At 70.6% G+C, this 26,261-nt stretch carries 16 protein-coding genes; 11 read left to right on the top strand and 5 right to left on the bottom strand.

What is annotated here, in order from left to right:
- The 5 genes from VF612_RS11045 to VF612_RS11025 all read right to left on the bottom strand — a co-directional run.
- Positions 1-772 (bottom strand): SDR family NAD(P)-dependent oxidoreductase (locus VF612_RS11045; protein WP_408659904.1); only part of this gene is annotated, 772 nt, incomplete at its 3' end.
- A complete protein-coding gene (locus tag VF612_RS11040; RefSeq protein WP_408659903.1) occupies positions 769-1,482 on the bottom strand; it encodes a thioesterase II family protein in 714 nt (237 codons plus the stop codon). The genes VF612_RS11040 and VF612_RS11045, both read right to left, overlap by 4 nt.
- A gap of 1 nt (position 1,483) precedes the next feature.
- Complete coding sequence (locus VF612_RS11035) at positions 1,484-6,418, bottom strand: amino acid adenylation domain-containing protein (RefSeq protein ID WP_408659902.1); 4,935 nt, start codon at positions 6,416-6,418, stop codon at positions 1,484-1,486.
- Between the two features lie 71 nt (positions 6,419-6,489).
- A complete protein-coding gene (locus VF612_RS11030) occupies positions 6,490-10,107 on the bottom strand; it encodes an amino acid adenylation domain-containing protein (protein ID WP_408659901.1) in 3,618 nt (1,205 codons plus the stop codon).
- Positions 10,073-11,329 (bottom strand): MFS transporter, encoded by a 1,257-nt coding sequence (locus tag VF612_RS11025; RefSeq protein ID WP_408659900.1) that lies wholly within the window; start codon positions 11,327-11,329, stop codon positions 10,073-10,075. The genes VF612_RS11030 and VF612_RS11025 overlap by 35 nt, the downstream gene beginning before the upstream one ends.
- A gap of 571 nt (positions 11,330-11,900) precedes the next feature.
- On the opposite strand from VF612_RS11025, the gene VF612_RS11020 reads away from it, so the two are divergent.
- The 11 genes from VF612_RS11020 to VF612_RS10970 form a co-directional block, all read left to right on the top strand.
- The gene (locus tag VF612_RS11020; protein WP_408659899.1) at positions 11,901-12,605 is read left to right on the top strand and encodes an HAD family hydrolase; all 705 of its coding nucleotides are present in this window, start codon (positions 11,901-11,903) and stop codon (positions 12,603-12,605) included.
- The gene (locus VF612_RS11015) at positions 12,602-13,849 is read left to right on the top strand and encodes a transaldolase family protein (protein ID WP_408659898.1); all 1,248 of its coding nucleotides are present in this window, start codon (positions 12,602-12,604) and stop codon (positions 13,847-13,849) included. Before VF612_RS11020 ends, VF612_RS11015 begins: the two co-directional genes overlap by 4 nt.
- Entirely contained in the window at positions 13,846-14,574 is a 729-nt protein-coding gene (locus tag VF612_RS11010) for a hypothetical protein (RefSeq protein ID WP_408659897.1), read from the top strand. Before VF612_RS11015 ends, VF612_RS11010 begins: the two co-directional genes overlap by 4 nt.
- A complete protein-coding gene (locus tag VF612_RS11005; RefSeq protein ID WP_408659896.1) occupies positions 14,571-15,317 on the top strand; it encodes an SDR family NAD(P)-dependent oxidoreductase in 747 nt (248 codons plus the stop codon). Before VF612_RS11010 ends, VF612_RS11005 begins: the two co-directional genes overlap by 4 nt.
- Before the next feature lie 47 nt (positions 15,318-15,364).
- A complete protein-coding gene (locus tag VF612_RS11000) occupies positions 15,365-16,519 on the top strand; it encodes a hypothetical protein (protein WP_408659895.1) in 1,155 nt (384 codons plus the stop codon).
- The gene (locus VF612_RS10995) at positions 16,516-17,265 is read left to right on the top strand and encodes a class I SAM-dependent methyltransferase (protein ID WP_408659894.1); all 750 of its coding nucleotides are present in this window, start codon (positions 16,516-16,518) and stop codon (positions 17,263-17,265) included. The genes VF612_RS11000 and VF612_RS10995 overlap by 4 nt, the downstream gene beginning before the upstream one ends.
- Positions 17,266-17,290: 25 nt before the next feature.
- The gene (locus VF612_RS10990) at positions 17,291-18,622 is read left to right on the top strand and encodes an MFS transporter (RefSeq protein ID WP_408659893.1); all 1,332 of its coding nucleotides are present in this window, start codon (positions 17,291-17,293) and stop codon (positions 18,620-18,622) included.
- A 28-nt stretch (positions 18,623-18,650) separates the two neighbouring features.
- Positions 18,651-19,652, top strand: coding sequence for a dihydroxyacetone kinase subunit DhaK (dhaK, locus tag VF612_RS10985; protein ID WP_408659892.1), 1,002 nt, complete (start codon positions 18,651-18,653; stop codon positions 19,650-19,652).
- A 3-nt stretch (positions 19,653-19,655) separates the two neighbouring features.
- Positions 19,656-20,291 (top strand): dihydroxyacetone kinase subunit DhaL, encoded by a 636-nt coding sequence (gene dhaL, locus VF612_RS10980; protein WP_408659891.1) that lies wholly within the window; start codon positions 19,656-19,658, stop codon positions 20,289-20,291.
- Complete coding sequence (ptsP, locus tag VF612_RS10975) at positions 20,288-22,816, top strand: phosphoenolpyruvate--protein phosphotransferase (RefSeq protein WP_408659890.1); 2,529 nt, start codon at positions 20,288-20,290, stop codon at positions 22,814-22,816. The genes dhaL and ptsP overlap by 4 nt, the downstream gene beginning before the upstream one ends.
- Before the next feature lie 395 nt (positions 22,817-23,211).
- The coding region (locus VF612_RS10970; protein ID WP_408659889.1) for an efflux RND transporter permease subunit at positions 23,212-26,261 on the top strand (3,050 nt) is incomplete at its 3' end.

Raw genomic sequence — 26,261 nt, 5'->3', positions numbered from 1 at the left:
CGATCAGGGCGTTCATCGGCTGGGCGGTGACGAAGGTCTGCTCGTGCTCGTCCACCGCGACGTCCAGCGACCGCGCTATCTCGCTGAGCATCCGGCCCTCCACCGCCGGATCGTCGCGGACGGAGCCCGGGCACAGCGCGTTGACCCGCACCTTGAACGGCGCCAGATCCAGCGCCGCCGCCTTCGACAGGCCCACCAACGCGTGCTTGGCGGTGACGTAGCCGGCGAAGTTCCGGTAGCCGACCAGGCCCGCGGTCGAGGCGACGTTGATGATGCTGCCGGAGCGCTGGTGGCTCATCACCCGTCCGACCGACCGGATCATCCGCCACGCCCCGGAGACATCGACATCGAGCATCAACTCCCACTCGTCGGCCTCGATGTCGTGCACCGCCTTGCCCGACGGCGCGGCGATGCCGGCGTTGTTGAGCACCACGTCGATCCGGCCGAACCGGGCGAGGGCGACCTCGACGGCGCCGCGGACCGCGTCCAGGTCGCGCACGTCGGCCTCGACGGTGAGCACGATGGCCGCCGGGCCGCCTACCTCCCGGCACAGCTGGGCGGTGTGCTCGAGCTGGCTTCCGGTGCCCAGCGGATAGGGCACCCCGGCCAGGTCGTGACCGATGTCCAGCAGCAGCAGGTCGGCGCCGGCACGGGCGAAGGCGAGCGCGCAGCATCGGCCGATGCCGCGCGCGGCGCCGGTCACCAGAACCGCCTTGCCCGCCAGCCGCTGATCAGCGATCCAGGCGTGCGACGGCGACGCCGCGACACTCACCGCATCGCCTTCGGCGCCAGCTCCGCGGCCATCAACCGGACCAGCTCGGCCGGCGAGTCGATGAGATACATGTGGTTGCCGGGCACCTCTCGCAGGTCGCACCCGGCGGTGGTGGCCGCCTTCCACTCGGCCGCCTGCTCCGCTGACACCAGCTCGTCCTCGGCGCCGCGGATCGATGTGATCGGCACGTCGAGCGACTCACTCGATGCGGCAAGGTAGTTCTCGTGCATCTCCACGTCCGCACGCAGCGCGGGCAGCAGCATCTCGCGCAGCTCCGGATGCTCCAGCGCGGGATGGGTGTAGCCGGCGAAGCCGCGGACCTGGCGCAGGAAGTCCTCATCGCTCATGCCGGTCGCGCGAATCTCCCGGCGGGTCCACGGCCCCGGCGAGCCGCTGACGAACACCCGCACCAGCTCCGGCCGGGGAAGCCGGCGCAGCCGGTGCGCCATCTCATACGCCAGCACCGCGCCCAGGCTGTGCCCGAACACCGCGACGACCGGGCTGCCGGCCACCAGGTCGAGCGCGAACGGCAGCAGGTCCTCCACCGCGGCCGGGACGTCGGTGAACGGCTGCTCGTCGAAGCGCTCCTCCCGGCCGGGCAGCTGCAGCGGGCAGATCCGGACGGTGTCGCTGCCGTACTCCTGGGCACGGCGGAACGCCGAGGCGCCCGCTCCGGCGAACGGAAAGCACAGCACCGGAATCTCGGACACCTCAGGCCTCCAGGTCGCTCGGCGCCCAGGCCCGCAGGATCAGGTCGGCGGTGCCCTCAGGGTTGGTGCGGACGAAGTAGTGGCCACCCGCGGGCATCCGGCAGAACCGGACGTCGGAGGCCAGCAGCCGCCAGCCGGCGTACTCCTCGCCCGCCCGGGCCAGCCCGGGATCGTCATCTGCCACCACCACGGTGACCGGCGTGGCCAGCTTCCAGGCCGGGCCGTCCTGCACGGCGTCGATGAGGTAGCGGTACCCGCCCCCGACGTCGTGGCGGAAGATCCGGCCCATGAACTCGGTGTGCTCGCGATCCAGGCCGTCGAGGTCGGTGTAGCCGGTCTCGGTCACCATGTAGCTGATGATCTGTGAGTCGCTCCAGGTCTCCAGCACATCGATGTTGTCCTGCATCTCCGACGCCGGCGGCAGCAGCTTGGAGCCGAGAAACACCTGCCGCAGGTCGGCGCCCCGCTCTTCCAGCAGCCGGGCCAGCTCGACCGTGATCGCGGCGCCACCGCAGTGGCCCCAGAGGATGACCGGCAGGTCGGCGCCTCCGAGGACGCCGATCTCCTCGACCACCCGGCGCGCCGCCTCGGCGATGTCCACGAACTCGCCATCGGAGGCCGGGCCGTGGCCGGGCAGCTCCACCCCCCAGACCGCGACCTCGTCGGTGAGCCGTGCCACCGAGTCGGCCAGTGGCTTGAAGTTGATCGGATGCCCGCACGGGTAGGGAACGCAGATCAGCGCGCAGCGCGCCCCGGCGGCGGTCGGCGACAGAAGGTGCAGCAACTCGTCCCGGCGACGCTGACGCCGGTCGGCCACTCCGGCCAGCTCGCCCAGCCGCGGATGCCGGGTGAGATCGGTCAGGCTCACCAGGTTGTCGAGCTCCAGCACCACCCGCAGGGCCGACAGCGAGTTGCCACCGAGCTCGAAGAAGTCGCCGGAGTCCCCGATCTCCTCGGCGGGCAGGTCGAGCACCCGGGCCCATACCGCGGCGATGGTGTCGATCGTCGATTGCGATGGCGCTGCCGCCTGCGACGGCTCGTCGGCTGGAGCCGCGGTCACCGGAGCAGTGCTCTCGGCGCTGGCGATCAGCGCCAGGTCCTCGGATGCCAGCAGCGGTCGGGCGGTGTGCGCGGCGGTGGGCTCGTCGGCCATCAACTCCAGCACCCGGACGAAGTACCCGCCGATGCGGTCGATCTGAGCCTGGTCGTAGAGGTGGCTGTGATAGTGCAGGCACAGCCGCAGCTCGTCGTCGAAGAAGTGCCGGGAGAACTCGGTCCGGAAGACGAACTCGGTCTCCGAATCCACCCGCATCTCCAGCAGCGAGAACTCCGGCAGCAGCTTGAGGTTCTTCAGCAGGTAGAAGTGGGTGAAGTTGAACGTGGTGTCGAACAGCACCCGTTGGGTGCCCAGGTCCTGCTTCATCTTGGCCATCGGATAACGCCGGTGCGGCAGCAGGTCCAGCTCCGCCTGGTACACCTGCCTGATCAGGTCGGCCCAGGACTGTGCGGGCTCCTGGCCGTCCTCCCCCAGCTTGATCCGGAACGGCAGGCTGTTGAGGTGCAGGCCAAGGGTGGTCTCAGCACCCGGCAGCTCCGGCCGGCCGCTGTGCTCATAGCCGGTGGTGACCTCCGGCCGCCCGGACACCAGGCCGAGCACCTTGACATGAGCGGCCAGTAGCACGTCCTTGAACGGCACCGACAGCGAATCGGCCAACTCGCTGATCCGCTGGGTGAGCCCGCGGGGCAGTGCCACGTCACGCATCACCACCCGGAAGTCGTCGGTGTCCACGGCGCCGGGCCTGCGGGGCACGTTGGTCGACCCTGCGCCGTCCAGGACCCGTAGCCAGAAGTCCCTGGACTCCGTCGAGCGCAGCGCCTCACGCTCCAGGCCGACGAAGTTGCGCAGGTGGTTGTCCACCGCGGGAACCAGATCCCCCGGATCGGTCTGGGTGCTCTCCCGCAGCTGGTAGTACAGCTGGAACAGCTGGGTGTGCAGCAAGCTGATGCTCCAGCCGTCCAGGGCCGAGTTGTGCTGGCTGACGGTGTAGCGGTAGAGCTCGTCGCTGAGGATCTGCACGTGCAGCGTCACCAGCTCGCCCTGCTCCCAGTCGAACCGGCGAGCCTTCTCCGCCGCCAGCCACCGCTCGTGCCAGTCCGCCTGTGCCTGCTCGTCCAGCTCCCGCAGGTCGGCCACCGACAGCGGTGGACGCACCTGCCGGTGCACCACCTGGAGAAACTCGCTGTAGCCGGTCAGGTGGTAGGTGGTGCGCAGGATCGGGTGGCGCAGGGTCAGCAGCCGCACCGCCTCGGTGAAGGCTGCCACGTCAAGGGATCCACTGATCGAGTAGCTGAGCACATCGTGGTACTGGCCAAGGCCACCGGTGATCTCGGTCTGGAAGATCAGGCCCGACTGCAGCATCGACAACGGGTAGGCATCCTCGGCGTCGGCCGGCAGCTTCGCCCGGTCCTCGGCAGAGATCAGCTCGAACGGCCCGAAGCCGCCGCGGGCGGCCACGTCGGACTGCTCATCCGCCGCGGTGGTCTCGATGCTCGCGGCGAGCGCGGCGATCGTCTGGGACCGGAACAGCTGGGCGAAGGTGAAATCCAGGCCCGCGGCGCGTGACTTGGCCAGCACCGGAACGAAGTGGATGGAGTTGCCACCCAGGGCGAAGAAGTTGTCGTGCACGCCGATCCGGTCCTTGCCGAGCACCTCGCGCCAGATCGCCGCCAGCACGTGTTCCACCGGGGTCCGTGGCTCGACGTGTGAGTTGGCCTTGACCCGCAGCGCGTCCGGGCCGGCGAGGAAGGCACGATCCAGCTTTCCATTGGCCAGCAGGGGCAATTCTGGCAGGACCAGGATCCGGCCGGGCACCTCGTGTTCGGGCAGCGTCTGGCGCAGGTGCTGCTTCAGAGCGGACTCCGAGGCCTGCTCGCGCAGCACCACGAAGGCCCGCAGCGAGGTCTGCCAGCCATCGTCGACGGCGACCACGGCGGCGGCTGACACGGCGGGGTGAGCCCGCAACCGCTCCTCGATCCCGCCGGGCTCGACCCGGAACCCGCGCACCTTGACCTGCAGGTCCACCCGGCCCAGGTAGTCGAGCCTGCCATCGGGCAGCCACCGCGCCAGGTCGCCGGTGCGGTACAGCCGCTGCTCGCCCACCTCGGCGCCGTCGACGAACCGCTCCGCCGTCAGCTCCGGCCGGTTGAGGTAGCCGCGGGCCAGGCCGACGCCGGCGATGTGCAGCTCACCGGGCACCCCGACCGGCGTCTGGCAGCCCCGTTCGTCCAGCACGTACAGGCGAATGTTGTCGATGGGCTTGCCGATCGGGAGCCGGGCCAGTCCCTGCAACTCCTGGGTCGGCTGGTGGCTGACGTCCACGGTCGCCTCGGTCGGGCCGTACAGGTTGATCAGCTCCGCGCCGTCGAGCAGCCGCGCGAACTGGGCGGCCTGGCCGGGCGTGAGCGCCTCGCCGCTGGCGAAGACCCGGCGCAGGCTGGCCAATCGTGGCGACGCGGCGGCTCGCTCGGCCCAGACTCCGAACATCGTCAGCATCGACGGCACGAAGTGCGCCGTGGTCACCCGGTAGCGTTCGATCGCGGCGGTCAGCAGCGCCGGGTCCTTCTCCGCGCCGGGATCGGGCAGCGCCAGCGCCGCGCCGGTGAACGACCACCAGAACAGCTCCCAGACCGACACGTCGAAGGAGATCGAGGTCTTCTGCAGCAGCACATCACCGGGCCCGATCGGGTATGCGTTCTGCATCCATGACAACCGGTTCACCACGCTGCGGTGCTCCACCAGCACCCCCTTCGGAGCACCGGTCGAGCCCGAGGTGTAGATCACGTAGGCCAGATCGCCGGCGTCGCCCGAGCCCGCCACCGGCCCGGTGTCGTCGCGGTAGCTGGCCGGGTCGTCGAGATCGAGCACCGGCGCCTGCTCGGCAGCGCTGGCGAGGTCGCTGAACCGGGCCTGCGTGAGCACCAGCCCGGCCTGGCTGTCGCTGAGCAGGTAGCTGATCCGCGCCGGTGGATAGGACGGGTCGACCGGCAGGTAGGCGCCGCCGGCCTTCAGCACCGCCAGGATCGCGACGATCATCTCGACGGAGCGCTCGGCCAGCAGCGCGACCACGACGTCCGGCCCGACGCCGTGCTCGCGAAGGGTGTGCGCCAGCTGGTTGGAGCGGGCGTCCAGGGCGGCGTAGCTCAGCACGCCCGCGGAGCTGAGCAGCGCCGGCGCGTCCGGAGTCGCGCGGGCCTGCCGGGCGAACAGGCCATGGATGGTGGCCGCGGAGTCGAAGTCCCGCTCGGTGGCGTTGCTCGCCGCGATGATCGCAGCGTCCTCGGTGGTGCTCAACGGGAATTCGCTGACCGGCCGGTCGGGTTCGGCGGTGGCAGCGTCGAGCAGCAACTCGAACTGCCGGGCGATCCAGCCGATGCTGGTCTCGGCGTAGCGGGAGCTGTCGTAGCTCACGGCCACCGCCAGCGCGGCGTTCTCGTCGAAGGCGGTGAACCGGACGCCGGCTCCAGCAGGGCCGGCCGGCGGCGCGGCCGCATGATCGACCAGGACGTCAGCAACCCGGCCGGGGCCGGCGGTCAGCACCTCCCCGGCGGTCAGCGCCTCGCTGGCCGTTGCGGCGACCCGGCCGAGCAGCTCCCGCAGGCTGCCGGTCGGCTCCGCGCGCAGCAGCAGGCCGTTCGGCAGCCCCACCGACACCTCGTCCTCGCGGGTGTAGCGGCCGAGCAGCGCGATCGCGACGGCCGCCAGCACCAACTCCAGCATCTCGGCCTGGCCCCGGCTGATCCGTTCCAGCCGTGCGCTGAGCTCGGCCGGCAACCGGAGCAGGTGGAACTCAGCCGGGTGCTCTGCGGCGTGCTCGGCGCCCGGCGCGAAATCGGCGGGGAAGCTCGTCGTCGGCAGAACGGTGGTGGTGTACGGCATGGAAGGTCCTATACGGCTCGTGGGGCAACGGTTCGCGGAGTGGTCACAGGTCAGTGGTCACAGGTCAGTGGTCACAGGTCGAAGTCCAGGGCGGCGGCATGCGCCGAGGCGGTGAATGCTCCGACCGGTGTGGCCGGATCGGCCTGCACGGTGTCGAGGATGTGCAGGAAGCTCTCGCGCCACTGCTCGACATCGGCGCGGCGCAGCAAGGCGCTGGAGTAGTGCCAGCTCACCCGCAGCGTGTCTCCCACCTCGTAGATCTGCATGTTCAGGTCGAACGCGCTCTGACCGGTCGGCTCCAGGCGGACCTCGACGCCGCGGCCGGCGAAGTCGACGTGCAAGTAGCGGCCGCTGTGCAGCGCGATCAGCGCGTCGAACAGCGGGGTGCGGCTGTAGTCCCGGCCCGGCGCCGCCATTGCGACCACCTCGGAGAACGGAAAGTCCTGATGTGCAAAGGCCTCCTCTGCGGTGTCGGCGACCTGGCGCAGGTAGCCGGCGAAGGCCAGCTCAGGATCTGCCGTGGTACGCAGGCAGACGGTGTTGGCGAGCATGCCGACGGTGCGGTGCAGGCCTGGCGCGGTGCGTCCGGACACCGGCGTGCCGAGCACCACATCGCAGGACCGGGTCAGCCTGGCCAGCAGGATGCCGTGCGCAGCGGCGAGCACCGCGAACAGCGGAACATCCTGGCTCCGGGCCAGCTGGCGCAGCGCGCCCGCCCGCTCGCGGCCGAGATCGAACTCCAGCACATCGCCCGCCAGCGGGCGCAGCTGCGGGCGCGGCGCCGACAGCGGCAGGTCCGCGCGGACCGGTGGTGTCTGGAACACCCGCTGCCAGTGGCCGCGGTGCTCCTCGGCCACCGCGGCGCCAGCCGGTCCGGCCAGCCAGGTGGCGTAGTCCCGGTAGCGCACGGGCGGCTCCGGCGCCTGCCGGCCCTCGTAGAGCGTTGCCAGGTCGGTCAGCAGGATGTGCAGCGAGTACCCGTCGACGATCAGGTGATGCAGGTCCAACCGCAGCCGCAGTCGCTCCTTGGCACGCCGCAGCTCGGCCCGCCAGAGCGGCGCCGTGTCGAGGGCGAACGGCTCGACGCTCGCCTGGAACGGTGTGGCCGGCTCATCGATCACCCTTACCGGCAGGCTGATCCGGGGCTCGATCCGCTGGCGTACCTCCTCGCCGTCCAGGACGAAGCAGGTGCGCAGCGCATCATGGCGCTCGGCGAGCCGGCCCAGCGCCTCGGTCAGCCGGGCCGGGTCGGTGTCCGCGGGCAGGTCGAAGGAGACCAGCACGTTGTAATGCACCGCGCCCGGATCCTTGAATTGTTCGAGATAGAGCTGGCGCTGCTGGGGCGTCAGCGGGTAGCTGGCAGCATCGACGGCCCGCGGTATCCCCCGGGTGACAGCGGGCTCGGCCTGGCTCACCAGCTCGGCGAGCCGGGCCAGCGAACCGCTGCGCAGCACCGCGCTCACCGGCAGCTGCCGCCCCAGCCGCTCGGCCACCCCGCCGGCGATCAGCGTCGCGGTCAGGGAGTCCGAACCGAGATCGCGCAGATCGTGGCGCAGGCCGATGCCCGCCATGCCCAGCGCATCCTCGGCCAGCTCCACCAGAACCCGCTCCAGATCGGTGCGCGGCGCCACGTGCTCGACACCGGCCAGCAGCTGCGAGCCGTCCGGGTCGGGAAGCCGGCTGCGGTCGAGCTTGCCGCTGTGGTGCAGCGGCAGCTCGGCCAGCTCGATCAGATAGGCCGGCACCGCGTGTGACGGCAGCATCCGCTCCAGGTGCGCGCGGAGATCGGTGACCGGCCGGCGTGCCACGTAATAGCCGCACAGGTACTTGTCGGCGCCGCTGGGACGGCTGCGTGCTGTCACCACCGCTTCGGCGACGTCCGGGTGGGCGAGCATCACGTTCTCCACCTCGCCCAGCTCGATCCGGAAACCCCGCACCTTGACCTGCTGGTCACGGCGGCCGAGGAACTCCAGAACGCCGTCGGGCCGGAACCGGCCCAGATCGCCGCTGCGATACATCCGGCCACCGGTGAACGGGTCGGCGACGAACTTCTCCGCGGTCAGCTCGGGACGGTCCAGGTAGCCGGCGGCCACCCCGTCCCCGCCGAAGCACAGCTCACCGGGCATGCCGATCGGGCACAGGCCGCCATCGGGGTCGAGCACGTAGGCCGTGGAGTTCGCGATCGGCCGACCGATCGGAATGCCGGCCAGCTCGGACCACCGCTGGCCCTCCCGTTCGATCCGATGGGTCGTGGAATACGTGCCGTTCTCGGTCGGGCCGTAGGCGTTGATCAGGATCAGCTCGGGGCACGCGGCCAGCGCCTTGGCGACATGCGCCGGTGACAGCACATCGCCGCCGGTGAACAGCTCACGCAGCGGACGGAAGACTCCTGCGTCCTGCTCGACGAGCTGGTTGAACAACGGGGAGGTCAGCCACAGCGTGGTGATCCGCTGCGCGGCGAGCTCCGCGCTGAGCGCCCGGGCGCTGAGCACCACGTCGTTGTCGACCAGGTGCAGGCTGCCGCCGTTGAGCATCGCCGCCCACAGCTCGAATGTGCTGGCATCGAAGGAGATCGAGCCGGTGGGCAGAATGCGGGTGTGCGGCCCGAGGTCGGAGTACTCGACCCCGCGCACCAGCCGCACCACATTGCGGTGGGTCACCCGGACGCCTTTGGGCTGGCCGGTCGTGCCCGAGGTGTAACACAGGAAGGCCACTGCCAGGTCGGTCGGCAGGCCGAGCGTCACCGGCGGCTGCGCGGGCGCGGTGGCCCCGGGGTCCAGCACCGTGCCGGCGAAGGCGAAGTCGAGCGGCGAATCGGTGACCAGCACCCGGGCGCCGGAGTCGGTGAGCAGGAATTCCACCCGTCCTGGTGGGTAATCCGGATCGATCGGCAGGTACGCCGCCCCGGCCTTGAGGATCGCGAGCGTGCTGACCACCAGGTCCGGCGTGCGGCCGGTGCGCAGCGCGACCAGGCCGCCGGGACGCACGCCGGCCGCCCGCAACGCGTGGCACAGACCATCCGCGCGGTCATCGAGTTGCCGGTAGGTCAACCGCTGGCCGCGCCAGGTCAGGGCGAGCGCGTCCGGCGCCTGGCGGGCCTGCTCCTCGAACAACCGGTGGACGGGGGTGTCCCGCGGGTACGGCCGGGCGGTGTCGTTGAACCGGCCGAGGATCAGCGCCCGCTCGTCCTCGGCGACCAGGTCCACCGCCCGCACCGGACGCTGCCGCTGGCCCAGCGCCCGGCGGACCTGCTCGGCCAGCCGCGTCGCGGTGCCGGGTTCGAACAGCCCGACCCGGTAGCCCACCCGCAGCTCTGCTCCGGCGCTGCTGAGCACCAGATCGGCGTCCTCGGGCGGCGTCGCCCGGTCGGTGAACCGGACGGGCCCGTGCCGGGCCGGTCCGTGCGACGCGGTGGCCAGCAGCCGCGCTCCGGTCGCGTCCGGGTCGACGGTCACCGCCAGCGCGACCGTCCGGCCGGCCAGCTCCACGTCGAGCAGCAGCTCGGCCTGGCCGGTGTGCTTGTGCAGCACCACCAGGAACGCGGCGAGGACGGCGACCGGATCGTGGCCATCGGCGGGCGCGGCCACCCAGGCCAGGCCACCGGCGCCGGACCGGGTGGCGGAGCGAGGATGGTCGGGAATCAGCTCCACCGGCTCAGGGCTCGACGGTGGCCGGCCTGCGGTCGGCATCGGCGCTCACCCCCAGCCGGAACGGGAGGTTGCGGAAGGTCAGCAGGGTGAAGAAGCCCGGCGCGGCGGCCAGGACGGTCATCACCACGACCAGCTCGGTGTAGTGGTTGCCGCTGAGCAGGATGCCGGCGATCGCCGCGCCGACCGGCAGCATGCCGGCCATCGTGGAGCGCATCAACGTCATGGCGCGGCCACGCATCTCGATGGGGGTGCGCGTCATCCGGACGACACCGCCCATCACCGTCATCGGAGCGGACAGGATGCCGGTCAGCAGCAGGCCGAGCAGGATCACCGGCAGGTTCTTGGCCACCAGCAGCAGCAGCAGGCCGCCGGAGATGATCTGGAGCTGGCCGATCCGCAGCATCTGCCTCTCCGAGGTCTTCCACGCGCCGGCGACCAGCGAGCCGACCAACTCCGCCGCGGCGAAGACGGCCAGCAGCAGGCCCAGCACGCCCGGGCCGCTGGCGAACTCGAACTTGGCCAGCCAGGGCAGGGCGACCAGCAGCGCGCCGACAGAGATGTTGAACGAGGCGAAGGACAGGGTGAGCAGCAACAGGAACTTGTCGTGCACGATCATGTCGAACACCGGCTGCCAGCCCGCCGCGCGCTTGGAACCGCTGTTCTCGACGCGGGGCGGACGGTTCAGGGGCGCGGAGATCCGGCTGATCAGGAACGCGAACGCCAGGTAGGTGACGGCATCGAGCAGCAGCACGTTCTCCGAGCCGATCAGGGTGATCAGCAGCGCGCCGATCGCCGGCCCGGCCACGTTGGCCGCACCCATCGCGGTGGCCTCCAGCCCGAACGCGGCCTGCAGCTCCCCCTCGGGCACCAGTTCGGGAATGACCGCCGGAGTGCCGGCCAGCGGGATTATCTTCAGCAGCCCGTACAGCAGCGCCACCGCGTAGAGCTGCCACATCTGCAACCAGCCGAGCGCGGACACCAGCGGGATCAGCGCCACCACCAGCCCGCGGAACACCGAGTCGTAGATGAGCAGCTTGCGCCGGGAGAACCGGTCGAGCAGCGGACCGATCACCGCGCCGCCCGCGATCACGGGCAGGGTGAGGCAGACGCCGAGCACGCCGAGCCCACCGGCGCCCGCGCGCTCCACGGTGATCCAGGCCAGCGCGGTGAAGGTGGCGCCGTCACCCAACAGGTTGATCACCAATCCGGTCCAGAGCAGCCGGTAGTCCGCTATGCGCAGCACAGCAACGTACGCCTTCACTCGCCAACCCTTCGGCCGGACGGAGCGAACGCGCTGCCTCGCGCGTCCGCGCGGTGGCGGCCACGATGTCCTCTTCTCCGCAGTTAGAGCCGGCCGGCGGCGGCGTTTGATACGCGAGTTCGGCCCGGCCCAGCCGGGTGCCACCGCTGCAGGGACGTAAGAAGTGGTGATCAGGGCATGCGGGCCGGCGCGCCCGGTTACTTGCGTGCATTTCTACCTAGCATCAATGCAGTCATTGCCACTGAGCGGCCTACAAGACCACCTGCGCATCCTGCCTCTGGAGAGGGAGCGGCATGGCTACACCGGCTCGTCGAAGACGGGCACCAGGGCGATCAATCTCAGTACGCGCAGTTGCGCCACTTGCGAACAGCTCAGCTCAAGATGCTTGCAGTCACCATCGTTTGGATGCGCTTGACTGTGGGACATCCGGCGCCGCGCTGCACACCCCAGCTGGCGGCCGCCGGGCGCTCATCAGGGCAATGGCGCGGGTGCACCTTGTTTCATTTAATGCACCTTGTCTACACGATCAAACTTTATCTAGAAAACACCCTATGTACGATTACATGTTTAAATGCTCCGAGAGACCGGCGTCCTGCAGCCACTTCCCACAGCCGCGCCGGTGCGGGGTGTCTGCCTGGATTGCGACGGCGTCCTGGTCGACAGCGAGTCGTTGTCTGCATCGGTCCTCACGGCGATGCTGCTGGAGCAGGGCATCGAATTCGGCGCCGCCGAAGCGCTGACCCTGCTGCGCGGCCGTCAGGTCGCGACCTGGGTGGCGGAGCTGTTCGCGGCGCTGCCGTTGGCAGGCTCGCCGGAAGCGTTTGTGCCCGACTATCGGGCCCGGGTCTCCGCCGCCTACCGCCGCGAGCTGCGGCCGGAGCCACATGCCCAGGAGCTGCTCGACCGGATCGAGGTGCCGTACTCGATCGTCTCCAACGCCCCCGGATGGAAGATCAGCGAGGGCCTCGACTGCGCCGGGCTGGATGCCAGCTCGGCCAGCTCCTACGTCAGCGCCTACGACCTGCAGTCCTGGAAGCCCGAACCCACCGTGTACCTGGAGGCAGCGGCCGGCCTCGGGGTGCCCGCCGAGCACTGCATCGCGGTCGAGGACAGCGACGCCGGCATCCGCGCCGCCCACGCGGCCGGCATGCGCGTCCTGCACTACGCCCGGGAGGAGACGATCCCGACCCATCCGATGGCGGTGGCCCGGAGCCGCAGCCACCGGCAGACCTGCCTTCTCCTCACCACCCTCGCCACCCAAGGAGCCGCTGTATGACCCGCCATCTCTCCCAGCGTGCACAGCAGGGTTCCCCGAGCAGGGCGCTGCGCCGGATGCGGCCGCTGCTGCCCGACGCCTCGGGTGCGGCGCCGAGCCGGAAGGCCCACCAGGCGGCCGGACCGGCCGGTGGCCACGCCAGCCTCGCCGAGCAGATCCGGACGGCCCGAGCCAGCAATCCGGCGGTCGAGTTCTGGCTCGACAGCCACCCCCGGATCCATGCCCCGGACACGCTGGCCTGCGATGCGGTCGCCGACACCCTGGGCCACTACGGCGAGTCGGCTGCGGGCTCTGGCCAGCTGGCCGCCCAGCTCACCGGCGTGACCACCAATCCGATCCTCATCGAGGAGTACGACGCAGTGGTCCGCCAGCGCACGCCGGCCAGCGTCCCGCGCTCGGCGGCGAACCGCGACACCTGCTATCACACGCACATCGCCTCGGCGGCCGAAGCCATGAGCGCGCTGCACCGCGCCTCCGACGGCCGGTACGGGTGGGTCTCGGCACAGGTGTCTCCCGCGCACACCTTCGACACCCGGGCAATCGTGGACGAGGGCCTGCGGCTGGCCGCCCTGGCCGACAACGTGATGGTGAAGGTGCCCGGCTCCCAGGAGGGCTACCGCGCCATCGAGCACCTGGTCGGGTGCGGGGTGTCGGTCAACGGCACGTTGAGCTTCAGCCTGGCGCAGTTCGAGACCTTCGCCGTGGCGGTCGCCGCCGGTCGCGGCCGGCTGAGCGGATCGGAGAACGACCGGGTCCGCACGGTGGTCACGCACATGACCGGCCGGGTGGGCGATGCCGTCCGGGCCTTCAGCGGGCCCGCGCCGCTCGACATCCGCAGCATCCGGCTGGCCGAGGCGGTGCTGGCCCGGCGGGGCGCGGAGCTCGTCGGCGAGATCGAGCCCCGCAGCTCCATCCTGCTGTCGAGCGTGCGGGTCGATCCCGGCGCTGCGGAGGAGTGCCTGCACCTCACCGCGACACTGGACAAGCCGGTGGCCTACACGATCAAGCCGGAGACCTACGTAGCGCTCGAATGCGTAGACACCGCAGGGGTATTCCGGGGACAGCCCGGCCTGCTCGACGAGGTGGACGCTGTGGGGATCACCGCCACCCACGAGCTGATCCGCCCGCTGTTCAACCGCAACCTGCCACCCGACCAGTTCTGGGCGATCCCGCAATTCCTCCAGACCCTGGCGGAGGCCAGCTCGTCGCACCTGAAGTTGATCGGAGGGGTGCACGCGGCATGAGGCTGTCACTGTGGAGCCATCCCCGCTCGCGCTCGACCGCTCTGGAACGCTACTTCCAGAACCGGGGCGACGTGCTCACCCACCACGAGGTGCTGGCCGACTACTACTACATCCATCGGCGCGCCGAGCCCATCGACCATGCCCAACTCGAGGGCGACCGCGGCCTGACCTATGCCGAAGCCGCCGCGGTCCTGCTGCAGGCGACCGAACAACCCCTGATGCACAAGGACTTTCCTTACCACGCGATCGACGAGCTGTGTGCCGACCCGCGCTGGCTGGACGGTCATCACGTCATCCTGGTACGCGACCCGCGCGAGACCCTCTACAGCAATCTGAAGCTGCGCGGCCAGGTCACTGCCAAGAACCTCGGGTATGCCGACCTGTGGCGGTGGTACCGCCACCTCGATGCGGCCGGCTGCAGGCTGCTGGTGGTCGACTCGGAGCGGTTGAACGCCGAGCCGGTCGAGGCCATCGGCGAGCTGTGCCGGTTCGCCGGGCTGTCCTTCGACGAGCGGCACCTCAGCTGGCCGGCCGACATGAACCCGGACTGGGCCAAGTGGGCCGGATGGCATGTCGACGTGGCGCAGAGCCGGGGATTCGGGCGAGCCGCCAGCGTCCCGGACGGCTGGGTGGCGCCGGCCGAGCTCGACGGCGTCCTTGCCGAAGCCCGCGAGATCTACGCATGCCTACAGGAAAGAATTTCTGCGAAGGCGGTATCGAGATGACCGAAGGCACCCCGCCGGGCGGCGGCCGGACCTGCGTCGTGACCGGCGCCGCGAACGGCATCGGCCGGGCTCTGGCGCTCCGGCTGGCCGGCCTGGGCTATGAGTTGCTGCTCGTCGATATGGACGGCGACGGGCTGGAGTCCCTCGCCAGCGAGCTCCCAGCCGTGCCCTGGACGGTGTGCGCCGACCTGTCCGGCCATCGGGGGGTCGAGCAGGTGTGCCAGGCGTTGGGCAAGCTCGACCGGCCCGCCGCGCTGGTGAACAACGCCGGGATGTACCGCGGCAATCCGCTGCACACCTACGACGTGCCGACGATCGAGCGCGACTACTGGGTGAACGTGCTGGCGCCGATGCTGCTCACCCAGGCCTACGCCACCCCGCTGGTCGAGCGGGGTGAGCCCGGCTGTGTGGTCAACCTGTCCTCCACCGCCGGCGAGATCGGCAGCTCCGACGCCGTCTACGGCTCCTCCAAGGCCGCGGTGATCGGTCTCACCAAGTCCCAGGCGATGAACTATGCCCCGTGGGTGCGGGTCAACTGCGTCTCGCCGGGGCTGGTCCGCGGCACCGCCATCGAGCAGCGGATCCCGGAGTACCGCCACGCCGAGTATGCCCGCCAGGAACAGCTCACCACCCGCCTCGACGCCGACTCGGTGGCCGAGGTCATCGAATTCCTGATCTCGCCCGCCAGCCGCAACCTGACCGGCAAGGTCCTACCCGTCGACAACGGCGCCTACCCGCGCTGACCGAGCGGGCGGCATCGCCGTCCAGCACGGGGAGAAGGAGCACCGTCATGCAGCAGCTCAGCCCGACGTCCCAGTCCCGCATCCTGATCGTGGGCTACGGCGACCTGGGGAAGAAGATCGCCAATGCTCTCGTCCTGGACCCACGGATCGACGCGATCGGCGTCACGTCCCGGTCGGACGAACTCAGCGTGCGGGACTCGAACCTGTTGAGGTTCACCGCGATGAACCATGGCTATCCCGGTGAGGTCAGCGGGCACGTGCTGGATCTGGAGGACACTGCCTCCGCGGTGGACGTCCTGGACCGCTTCGAGCCGACCATGGTGGTCAACTGCGCCTCCGTCCAGTCCTGGCGGCGGTTGACCGAGCTTCCGAGCGCGCTGTACCAGGAGCTGGACGAGGCCCAGTTCGGCCCATGGCTGCCGATGCATCTGGCCCCGGCCCGGGCGCTCGGCGAGGCGGTGCGCGCGCACGGCGGCTCGCCGGTGGTGGTCAACTGCGCCTTCCCGGACGCGGTCGGCCCGGTGCTGACGCCGTCCGGCCTCGCCCCGACGATCGGCGGCGGCAACGTGGCCAACGTGGTGCCGGCCCTGACCTGGTCGGCATCGAAGGTGCTGGGGCTGCCAGCCGGCGAGCTGCAGGTGCGGCTGGTGGCCCAGCACTACTACAGCCATCGCCTGCCGCGCGCCGGCGATGCGGGTGACGCCCCCGCGGCGGTGGAGATCAGGCACGGCGGGCGGATCCTCGACATCAGCGAGCAGCTGGAGGCGATCCAGCTCGGGGTGTCCACGTTCTGCAGGCGCACCGGCGGCATCGACGGCCAGTCGCTGACCGCCTCGTCGGTGCTGTCGGTGCTGCGCGCGTTCCTGAGCGACCGGCCGCGCCTGGTGCACGCGCCCGCGCCGGGCGGCCTGCCCGGTGGATATCCGGTGCTGGCCAGCCGATCCGGCTTCGAACTGAGCCTGCCTGAAGGCCTCACCGAGGCCGAGGCGATCTCGATCAACCAGCAGGGCCAGTACGCCGACGGGGTGCAGGCCATCGACCCGGCCACCGGCGCCGCCACCATCCGGGCCGACAAGTTGGAGATCCTCGAACGGCACTTCAAGGTCAACCACGATCCGATCGAGCCGTCGACGGCCTGGCAGCGCGCGCACGAGATGCACGATGCGTTCAGCGCGCTCCAGCTGGCCAGGAGCGCGGCATGACCGCACGGGTGATGACCGATCAGTACGGGCAGGGCTTCGCCGCCCGCTGGGACGAGCTGGTGGACTGGCAGCGGCGGCTGGAGGTCGAAGGCGATTTCCTGGACCGGATCATCACCGGTCCCTCCCCGGGCCGGGCCCTGCTCGACATCGCCTGCGGCACCGGGTTCCACGCGGCCCACTTCCGCACGGTGGGGTACCAGGTCGATGCCACCGACGGCAGCGCGGAGATGGTGGACCGGGCCCGGGCGAACCTGGCGGGATACGGCGACGGCATCCGGATCGAGCAGATGTCCTGGGAGGGCCTCAGGCCGCTGTCGGCGCCCCGCTATGACGCCGTGGTCTGCCTGGGCAGCTCACTGCCGCACGCCCGCACCGATCAGCGACGGGCCGTGCTGCGCCGGATCCACGACCTGCTGTGCGTCGGCGGCGTGCTGCTGGTAGATCACCGCAACTTCGACTACATCGTCGACCACCAGGCCATGCCGCCCGGGCGAAGCGTGTACTCCGGCAATGTCAAGGTGTCCCTGGTGGCCAGCGACGTCGACACGACCAGCTTCGGTTACCAGTACGCCGACGGGTTCTTCCGGACCCTGACCGTCGAGTCGCTGCGCTTCGCCCAGCTGCGCGATGATCTGCGCAGCGCAGGCTTCGGCCACATCGACTCCTTCGGCGACCAGCGACCGATCGATGCGGCCGACGACTCCGGCTTCTTCCTGCACCGCGCGGTCCGAACCGCGCTCGACTGACAGCACCGGCTCGGAAGGCGCACCTATGACGTCACCTACGTCCGCTCAGCGATGGTCGGCGATCCTGCTCATCGCCGGATTCGTGGGAGTGACCTACGGCTTCGGCATCTACGTCTTCAGCCAGCTGCTGCCGACGATGTCGGACGATCTCGGCTTCTCCTATGCCACCGCCGGCCAGATCACCGGAATCGGGCAGTTCCTGTTCATCGTGTTCGCCTTCGCCGCCACCTGGTTGAGCCACCGGTTCAACGGCGCGGTGGTGGTGGTCGGCTCGGCGGTGCTGTGCACGCTGTGCCTGGTCGGCGTAGGCCTGACCAGCAGCACCGTGGTGCTCACCCTCTGTCTGGCAGTGGCGGCCGGCACCTCGGCGTCGGTGTACGTGCCGATCGTCGAGATCGTGCCGCGGCTGATCGGGGCGAACCGGCGTGGCACGGCGCTCGGCATCATCTCCAGCGGCACGACCTACGGGGTGTTCGTCTCGGCCGCGATCATCCCGGTCCTGACCCACACCGTGGGCTGGCGGGCGGTGTGGTTCGCGGTGGCCGGGGTGTCCCTGGTGCTCATCCTGATCGCCTGCCGGCTGTTCTCCCGGCTGGGGCTGTTCTCCGACCTCCCCGACTCGGAGGGATCAGGAGTCGCCGGCAGGGCTGCTGCCGACCGCCCGCGTCCGCAGCGCTCGCTGGCGGCCGGGATCGCCTTCCTCAGCGTCTGGATGGTCGGCATCTGGATCATCAAGTTCATGAACGGCTTCTCCTTCATGTCGTTCCAGAACTTCCTGGCGCCGCTGTTGCGTGACCACGGCGGCCAGAGCATCGAGTACTCCTCCGCGGTCTGGATGACGATCGCCGTCGTCGGCGCGGTGGCCGGCTTCGCCGTGGGCCGGCTCGGCGACGTGCTGGGACTGCGGCGCACGCTGACCCTGTGCTACGGCATGTTCCTCGCCAGCTGCCTGCTGTTGCACGGCGCGCAGTCCGGCTGGATGCCGTTCGCCGCGGCGCTGCTGTTCGGGCTGAGCTTCTACCCGATCTACGGCCTGGTGCCGGCCTACGTCGGCCGGGTCTCCACGGTGACGCAGGCGACGCTGATCTTCGGCCTGGCCAACGTCTTCCAGGGCGCGGGTGGCGTGGTCGGCAACCTGGTCGGCGGGTCGGTGGCCAATGACACCGCCTGGTTGCCGAACTACTACCTGCTGCTCGGCGCCGGGGCCTTCGTCCTCGGGGCCGCTACCCTGGCGTTGCCGTCGGACCGGCACAGCCGGCGCGCGGCGAGCCAGCCCGCCAGCGAGGCGGCCGACGACAGCGAGGCCGTCGACGTCGGCAGCCGCAGCGAGGTTGGCACGGCCCGCGCAACGCCGTAGCGTCGAGGCGACTAGGAGACGATCAGGCATGAAGAAACTCATCAACGATCCGAATTCGGTCGTCGCCGAAGCGCTGCTGGGCATCGAGGCGGCGCACCCGAGCCTCAAGGTCGACCACCAGCACCGGGTCATCTACCGCGCCGACGCGCCGCGCTCCGGCAAGGTGGGCATCCTCTCCGGCGGCGGGTCCGGGCACGAGCCACTGCATGCCGGCTTCGTGGGACCGGGCATGTTGGACGCCGCCTGTGCCGGCGAGGTGTTCACCTCGCCGGTGCCCGACCAGATCCTGGCCGCCACCAGGCTCATCGACGGCGGCGCGGGCGTGCTGCACGTGGTCAAGAACTACACCGGCGACGTCCTGAACTTCGAGATGGCAGCCGAGCTCGCTGCCGCCGAGGGTGACACCCGGGTCCTGTCGGTGGTGACCGACGACGACGTCGCCGTCCAGGACAGCACCTGGACCGCAGGCCGGCGAGGGGTCGGGGTCACCGTGCTGCTGGAGAAGATCGCCGGGGCGGCCGCCGAGCAGGGCCGGCCGCTGGAGCAGGTCGCCGAGATCGCCCGCCGGGTCAATGCCAACGGCCGCAGCATGGGGCTGGCGCTCACCTCGTGCACCGTGCCTGCCGCCGGCAAGCCCACCTTCGAGCTCGGCGAGGACGAGATGGAGCTCGGCGTCGGGATCCACGGCGAGCCGGGTCGTCAGCGGGTGCCGCTGGCGCCGGCCCGGGAGATCGCCGCGATGCTGGTCGAGCCGGTGCTGGCCGACCTGCCGTTCAGCCGCGGCGATCAGGTGATCGCGTTCGTCAACGGGCTCGGCGGCACCCCGCTGATCGAGCTTTACCTCATGTTCAACGAGGTGAACCGGATCCTGGCCGCCCACGATGTGCGGGTGGCACGTTCGCTGGTGGGCTCCTACATCACCTCGCTCGACATGGCCGGCACGTCGGTGACCCTGCTCCGGGTCGACGATGAGCTGCTCTCGCTCTGGGATGCCCCCGTGCAGACGCCGCTGCTGAGCTGGGGCGGCTGATACGTGGACGACACGGTCTCGATCGCCGGTCTGGACAGCTGGATACGTGCCTTCGCGGAGCTCGTCGCCGAGCACAAGGACAGCCTGAGCGACCTCGATGCCGCGATCGGCGACGGCGACCACGGCGCGAACATGGATCGCGGGATGCGGGCCGCCGTCGCCGCGCTGGACGAGTCGCCACCTGCCACCGCCAAGGCGCTGTTCAGCAAGCTCGGCATGACGGTGGTCTCCACGGTCGGCGGGGCCAGCGGGCCGCTGTTCGGCACCATGTTCCTCAGGATCGGCTCGGCGCTCGGCGACAGCACCGAGATCTCGCCGGCCCAGCTCGCCGCCGGGCTGCGCGCGGGCCTGGACGGGATCGTCGCCCGCGGCAAGGCCGAGCCCGGCGACAAGACCATGCTGGATGCGCTGGCGCCGGCCGTCGCGGCGCTGGAGTCGGCTGCGGCCGAGGGCGCCGACCACGCCGAGGCGTTGCGCCGGGCGGTGTCCGCGGCCGAGCAGGGCCGGGACGCGACCATCCCGATGTTGGCGCGCAAGGGCCGCGCGAGCTACCTGGGCGAGCGCAGCGTCGGCCACCAGGATCCGGGCGCGACCACCGTGGCCCTGTTTCTCACGGCGGCGCTGCGGGCGCCACTGTGACTGCGGACGCGCGCGACCTGGTCGGGCTCGTCGTCGTCTCGCACAGCCGGGCGCTGGCCCAGGCCGCGGTCACCCTCGCGTCGCAGATGCTGCACGGCAGCCCGGTGCCGATCGCGGTCGCCGCCGGCCTGGACGAGCTGACGCTGGGCACCGATGCCCTGAGCATCAAGGAGGCCATCGAGGAGGTGGCCGGGCCGGCGGGCGCCGTGGTGCTGATGGATCTCGGCAGCGCTGTGCTCAGCGCCGAGCTGGCGCTGGAGCTGCTCGAGGACCCCTCGATGGCCGACCGGGTCGTCCTGTCGCCCGCGCCGCTGGTCGAAGGGCTGGTCGCGGCGGCCGTGACCGCTGCCGGCGGGGCCGATCGCCAGGCGGTCGCGGCCGAGGCGCAGAACGCGCTGCTGGCCAAGGCCGCGCAGCTGGCGGACCCGGCCAGCGAGGCGCCGCCACCGGCTGACCAGGAGCCGGCCGAGGAGGAGCCGGCCGAGCTGGTGGCCGAGTTCACCGTCGCCAACCGGCATGGCTTGCACGCCCGGCCGGCCGCGCGGCTGGTCGGCGCGATGCACGGCCTGGACGCCCGGGTGCGGCTGCGCAATCTGAGCACGGGCGGCGGGCCGGTTCCGGCAGGCAGCCTCACCAGGGTGGCCACCCTCGGCGCCCTGCACGGCCACCGGGTGGCGGTGCTCGCCTCCGGGCGGCAGGCGTCCGAGGCGGTCGAACGCCTGCTCGCGCTTGCCGAGCGCCGGTTCGACGAACCGGTGGACGAGGGTCCCGCGCCGGCGCTGGTCCAGCGGGACGGCCCAGGCCCGCTCCCCGCCTCGCCCGGTATCGCCATCGGTCCGGTACGGCCGCTCGGCCGGGCTGGTGGACCGGAATCGGCCCCGGGTAACCGGACCGCGGGAGGACAAGCCGCGGCAGAACCCGCCGAGCCCGGCAGCCCGGCGCAGGAATGGCGCCGGGTGACGGCGGCGACGGCAACCGTCCGGCGCGAGATCGAGCGGTACCGCGCGCTCGCCCAGCAGGCGGGACCGCAGCAGGCCGGCATCTTCGATGCCCATCTGCTGCTGCTGGCGGACGAGGAACTGCTCGCCGACGTCAAGGTGCGCCTCGATTCCGGCGCCGACGCGGTCGCGGCCTGGACGGGCGCGGTGGCGGTCGTGGAGCAGCAATGGTCGCGGTTGCCCGACGCGTACCTGCGCGCCAGGGCCGAGGACGTCCGCGCCGTGGGCGCGCAGGTGCTCGCCGCGCTCACCGGCACGACGGCGGCCACCCTGAGCGGGCCCGGCATCCTGGTCGCCGCCGAGCTGACTCCCGGCCAGGTCACCGAGCTCGACGGCGATGCGCTGCACGGCATCGTGCTGGCCTTCGGCAGCCCCAGCTCGCACGCCGCCATCCTCGCGCGCGCCCGCGGGATCCCGGCCGTGGTCGGCGCGGGTCCCGGCGTGCTGGAGCTGCCCGAGGGCAGCCTGCTGGCCATCGACGGCGCCACCGGTGAGCTGGTGCTCGACCCGCCGGAAGCCATCATCGCGCTGTTTCGCCAACGGGCCGCCGAGCGAGCAATTCGTTCGAGCACGGAGCGGGCCGCGGCGGCCGGCCCCGCGTGCACCACCGATGGCGTACGCATCGAGGTGGCCGCCAACCTGGGGTCGCAGGCGGACGCGCGGGCCGCTGCGGACCGCGGCGCCGATGGCGCGGGCCTGGTACGCACCGAGTTCCTGTTCCTCCACCGCGACGCGGCCCCCGACCGGGACGAGCAGGCCGCCGAGTACCTCGCGATCGCCCGGGCCATGCCGGGCCTGCGGATCACGCTGCGGACCCTGGATGCCGGCGCGGACAAGCCGGTGAGCTACCTGCCGCTGCCAACCGAGGACAACCCGTATCTGGGGCAGCGCGGAATCCGGCTCAGCCTGGCGCGGCGGGAGCTGTTGTTCGAGCAGCTTGCGGCGTTCTGCGAGGTCGCCAGGCAGGCGCCCATCAACGTGCTGTTCCCCATGATCAGCACGGTGTCCGAGCTGCGCGATGCCCGCCGGGTGCTGGAGGACGCCGCGGGGCCGGGTGGCCTGCCCGACGGGCTGCGGGTCGGCATGATGGTCGAGGTTCCGGCCGCCGCGCTCAAGATCGCCAGCTTCCTGGAATGCCTGGACTTTCTCAGCATCGGCACGAACGACCTGACCCAGTACGCACTGGCGGCAGAGCGGGGGAACGCCGCGGTCGCGGCCCTCGCCGACCCGCTGGATCCCGGCGTCCTCACCCTGATCAGGCACGTCTGCCGCGCCGCGGCCGGCCACGTTCCGGTAGCGGTCTGTGGCGAGGCGGCGGCCGACGAGCTCGCGATCCCCGTCCTGCTCGGGCTCGGAGCGCGGGAGCTGAGCGTGTCTGCCCCGTCGGTGCCCGCGGTGAAGGCGCGGGTTCGCGGGCTCGACCTGGACCGCTGCCGCGCCGTCGCGCAGTCAGCCCTCGACCTCCCGGACGCCGCGGCTGTCCGCGCGCTCATCTCCTCGGCCCTGCCGGCCGACCCGCTCAGCTAGCCCGCACGCCGGGCTGTTCGGACGGCGCCGGCAGCTGCCGAAGCGCGCCCATCCGGCGAAGCTGGCTGGCGGCGATCACCTCTCGTCATCGGCGCGGACAGCTGGTAACAGATTACCTGTCGACAATGTATTTGAGAGAGAGTACACCGTTACGGTCGCCAGATCGGAGGCAAGCACCGCGATCGCTCCTAGATCACCGAGGCCTGACGGGTGGCTGCGACACCGGCAGTGTTATAACGCGCTCATCAAGGTTTTCAAATGCAATTGACATGATCTTGGACGTCTGAAATCTTACCGAGCACGAGTCCTGGCGCACGCGCGATGGCTTGCATACATCGGCTCCTCGACATAGAGGATCTGCCCACCGATGGGGATTAAGGTGAGCGGGGGCCACCTTGACTCAATGGTTGGTTCGCGGCAGCACGACATTCCGACTCGTCGTCGTCCTCCTCGCGGCAAGCATCCTTTCCTTCGGCCTTGTCCAGCTGCGCGATGCGCAAGTAGACGTGCTTCCGGAGTTCAAGGCTCCCTACGTCGAGGTCCAGACCGAGGCTCTGGGGCTGTCCGCCGTCGAGGTCGAACAGTTGATCACCTCGCCGATGGAGGCGGATCTGCTCAACGGGGTGGCCTTCCTCGATGAGATCCGATCCCTTTCCGTACCGGGCCTGTCGTCCATCGAGCTGTATTTCGAAGAGGGGACCGACGTGCTGCGGGCCCGGCAGATGGTGCAGGAGCGACTGACCGAGGCCAGAGCGCTGCCCAACGTCTCCAGGGCGCCGGTCATGATCCAGCCGCTGTCGTCCACCGGCCGGGCGATGATGGTCGGCCTGTCCTCGAAAGACGTTTCCCTCATTGACCTTTCGGTGCTTGCGCGCTGGAAGATCAAGCCGAAGCTGATGGGAGTGCCCGGCGTCGCCAATGTCGCCATCTGGGGGCAGCGCGAACGCCAGCTCCAGGTGCAGGTGGATCCGCAGCGGCTGTCCGATCGTGGCGTCACACTCAGCCAGGTGATCAGGACGACGGCCAACTCGCTGTGGGTGTCGCCGCTGAGTTTCGTCGAGGCATCCACGCCCGGAACCGGTGGCTTCATCGACACCCCCCAGCAGCGATTGGGAATTCAGCACGTCCTGCCCATCACCACGCCGGCCGACCTGGCCAAGGTGAGCCTCGAGGGACAGTCGGGAACCCGCACCACCCTGGGTGATGTCGTCTCGGTGACCGAGGACCATCAGCCGCTGATCGGCGACGCCCTGTCCGGCGACCAGGCCCAGCTGATGCTGGTGATCGAGAAGTTCCCCGGCGCCAGCACGCTCACGGTCACCCGGGACGTCGAGGATGCTCTGGAGAATCTGGCTCCTGGAATGCGGGGAATCACCGTCGACACCCAGGTCTACCGCCCGGCGACGTTCCTGCAGAACGCTCTGGACAACCTCGGCATCGCGGCGCTGCTCGGGCTGCTGGGAGTGATCATCGTCCTCGCGGCGCTGGCACGGTCCTGGCGAGCCGCGGTGATCAGCGTGTCGACGATCGTGGTGTCGTTGACTGCGGCCTTGACGGTGCTGCAGCTGCGCGGGACGACGTTCAACATCATGGTCCTGGCCGGGCTGGTGGTCGCCCTCGGCGTGATAGTCGATGAGGCTGTCGCCGAGGTGGACACCAACTCCGATCCCTTCCAGCACCGGCGCGACGCCTCGGAGGGGCAGCCGGCTTCCGGGGTCATCGCCGCGGCCGGGCGGTTACGGAGTCCGCTGCTGTTCGCCACCCTGGTGCTGGCCGTCGCAGCCCTGCCCTTGCTGCTGATCAAGGGAGTGACCGGCTCGATCTTCGACCCCTTCGTCATGTCGTACCTGCTGGCGGTCGGAGTCTCGTTCGTCGTCGCGCTGACCCTCACCCCTGCGCTGGCCGTCTACCTGCGTCCGGCGCCCGGGTCGGACAGCGGCGATCGCTGGCTCGTGCGCCGGCTGCGGGCTGGCCACCAGAAGACGCTGCCACGATTGCTGAACCGCCCGGTGCTGGCTTACGCCGGCATCGGCATCCTGCTGCTCCTGGGGCTCGTGCTGGCCCCGCAGCTCGGCGCCGACTCGACCATGCCGACCCGGCAGGACCGGAATCTGCTGGTGCGGTGGGACGCAGCGCCTGGCACGTCGCTACCCGCGATGCGGGCGAACACAGCCACGCTGACCCGCGAGCTCCTGGCCGTCGATGGCGTCCGGAGCGTGGGAGCGCACGTAGGCCGAGCTGTCACCTCCGACCAGGTCGTCGGGATCAACTCCGGCGAGCTGTGGGTGGGCCTGACGTCCGCCGCCGACTATGACCGCGTGGTCTCCGACCTGCATCGGGTGATCTCCGATCGCGCCGGACCGCAGATCGAGGCGATCGCCTATCCCGAGCAGCGCATGCGCGACCTCGGCCCGGCCAACGACCTCCCCATCTCCGTACGGCTCTACGGCGAGGACCTGCAGCTGCTGCGCCAACAGGGCGAGGAGCTGCGCGGGAAGATCGCCGGCATCGACGGAATCACCCAACCCCAGCTCAGGATGGATCCGGTCGAGCAGACCGTGCAGATCGAAGTCGACCTCGCCCGAGCGCAGCAGTACGGCCTCAAACCCGGTGACGTCCGGCGCGCGGCCGCGACCCTGGTCGCGGGAATCCAGGTCGGCAGCATCTTCGAACAGCAGAAGGTGTTCGACGTGATCGTCGTGGGCACGCCGGACACCCGGGAGAGCCTGAGCGACGTCCAGAACCTGATCATCGACACCCCGGACGGCAAGCACGTGCGGTTGCAGCAGGTCGCCGATGTGCGGGTCACGCCGGCGCCGAACGTGTTGCGGCACGACTCGGTGTCCCGCTACGTCGACGTGGTCGCCGACGTGCGTGGCCGGAGCGTCGATACCGTCGCCGGCGACGTCCGCCAGGCCATGGCGACCTTGGACCTTCCGGTCAGCTACCACGCCGAGCTGCGCGGTGACTACGCCGAACGGCAGGACGCGCGGCTACAGCTCATCCTGTACGGCCTTGCCGCGGCCTTCCTGATCTTCCTGCTGCTGCAGGCCGCGTTCGCGAGCTGGCGGCTGGCGACCCTGATGTTCGTGGCCCTGCTCGCGTCCCTGGTGGGCGGAATCGTGTTAGCGCTCGTGGGTCCGGGCCGGCTTGCCCAGACCACGCTGCTGGCGCTGCTCACCGTGCTGGGTATCACTGCCAGGCAGGGCATCGTGCTCATCCGGCAGTGGGAGGAACTCGCCCGCGATGCCGACGGCAAGCCCGATCCGGCAGCCGTCTCCAGGACGACCCAGGAACGGCTCGCGCCCATCGTGACCACCGCGCTGGCCGTGGCCGCGGCGGTGGCGCCGTTCGTGTTGTTCGGCGCCGTCGCCGGCCAGGAGATCGTCCGGCCGATGGCCGCGGTAATCCTGGGCGGGCTGGTGACGTCCCTCGTGGTGCTGCT

This window comes from Jatrophihabitans sp., from assembly GCF_036388195.1.
GTDB lineage: Bacteria > Actinomycetota > Actinomycetes > Mycobacteriales > Jatrophihabitantaceae > Jatrophihabitans_A.
Note: the sequence above shows the minus strand (reverse complement) of the source record. Positions and strands in the feature narration are given on the sequence as shown.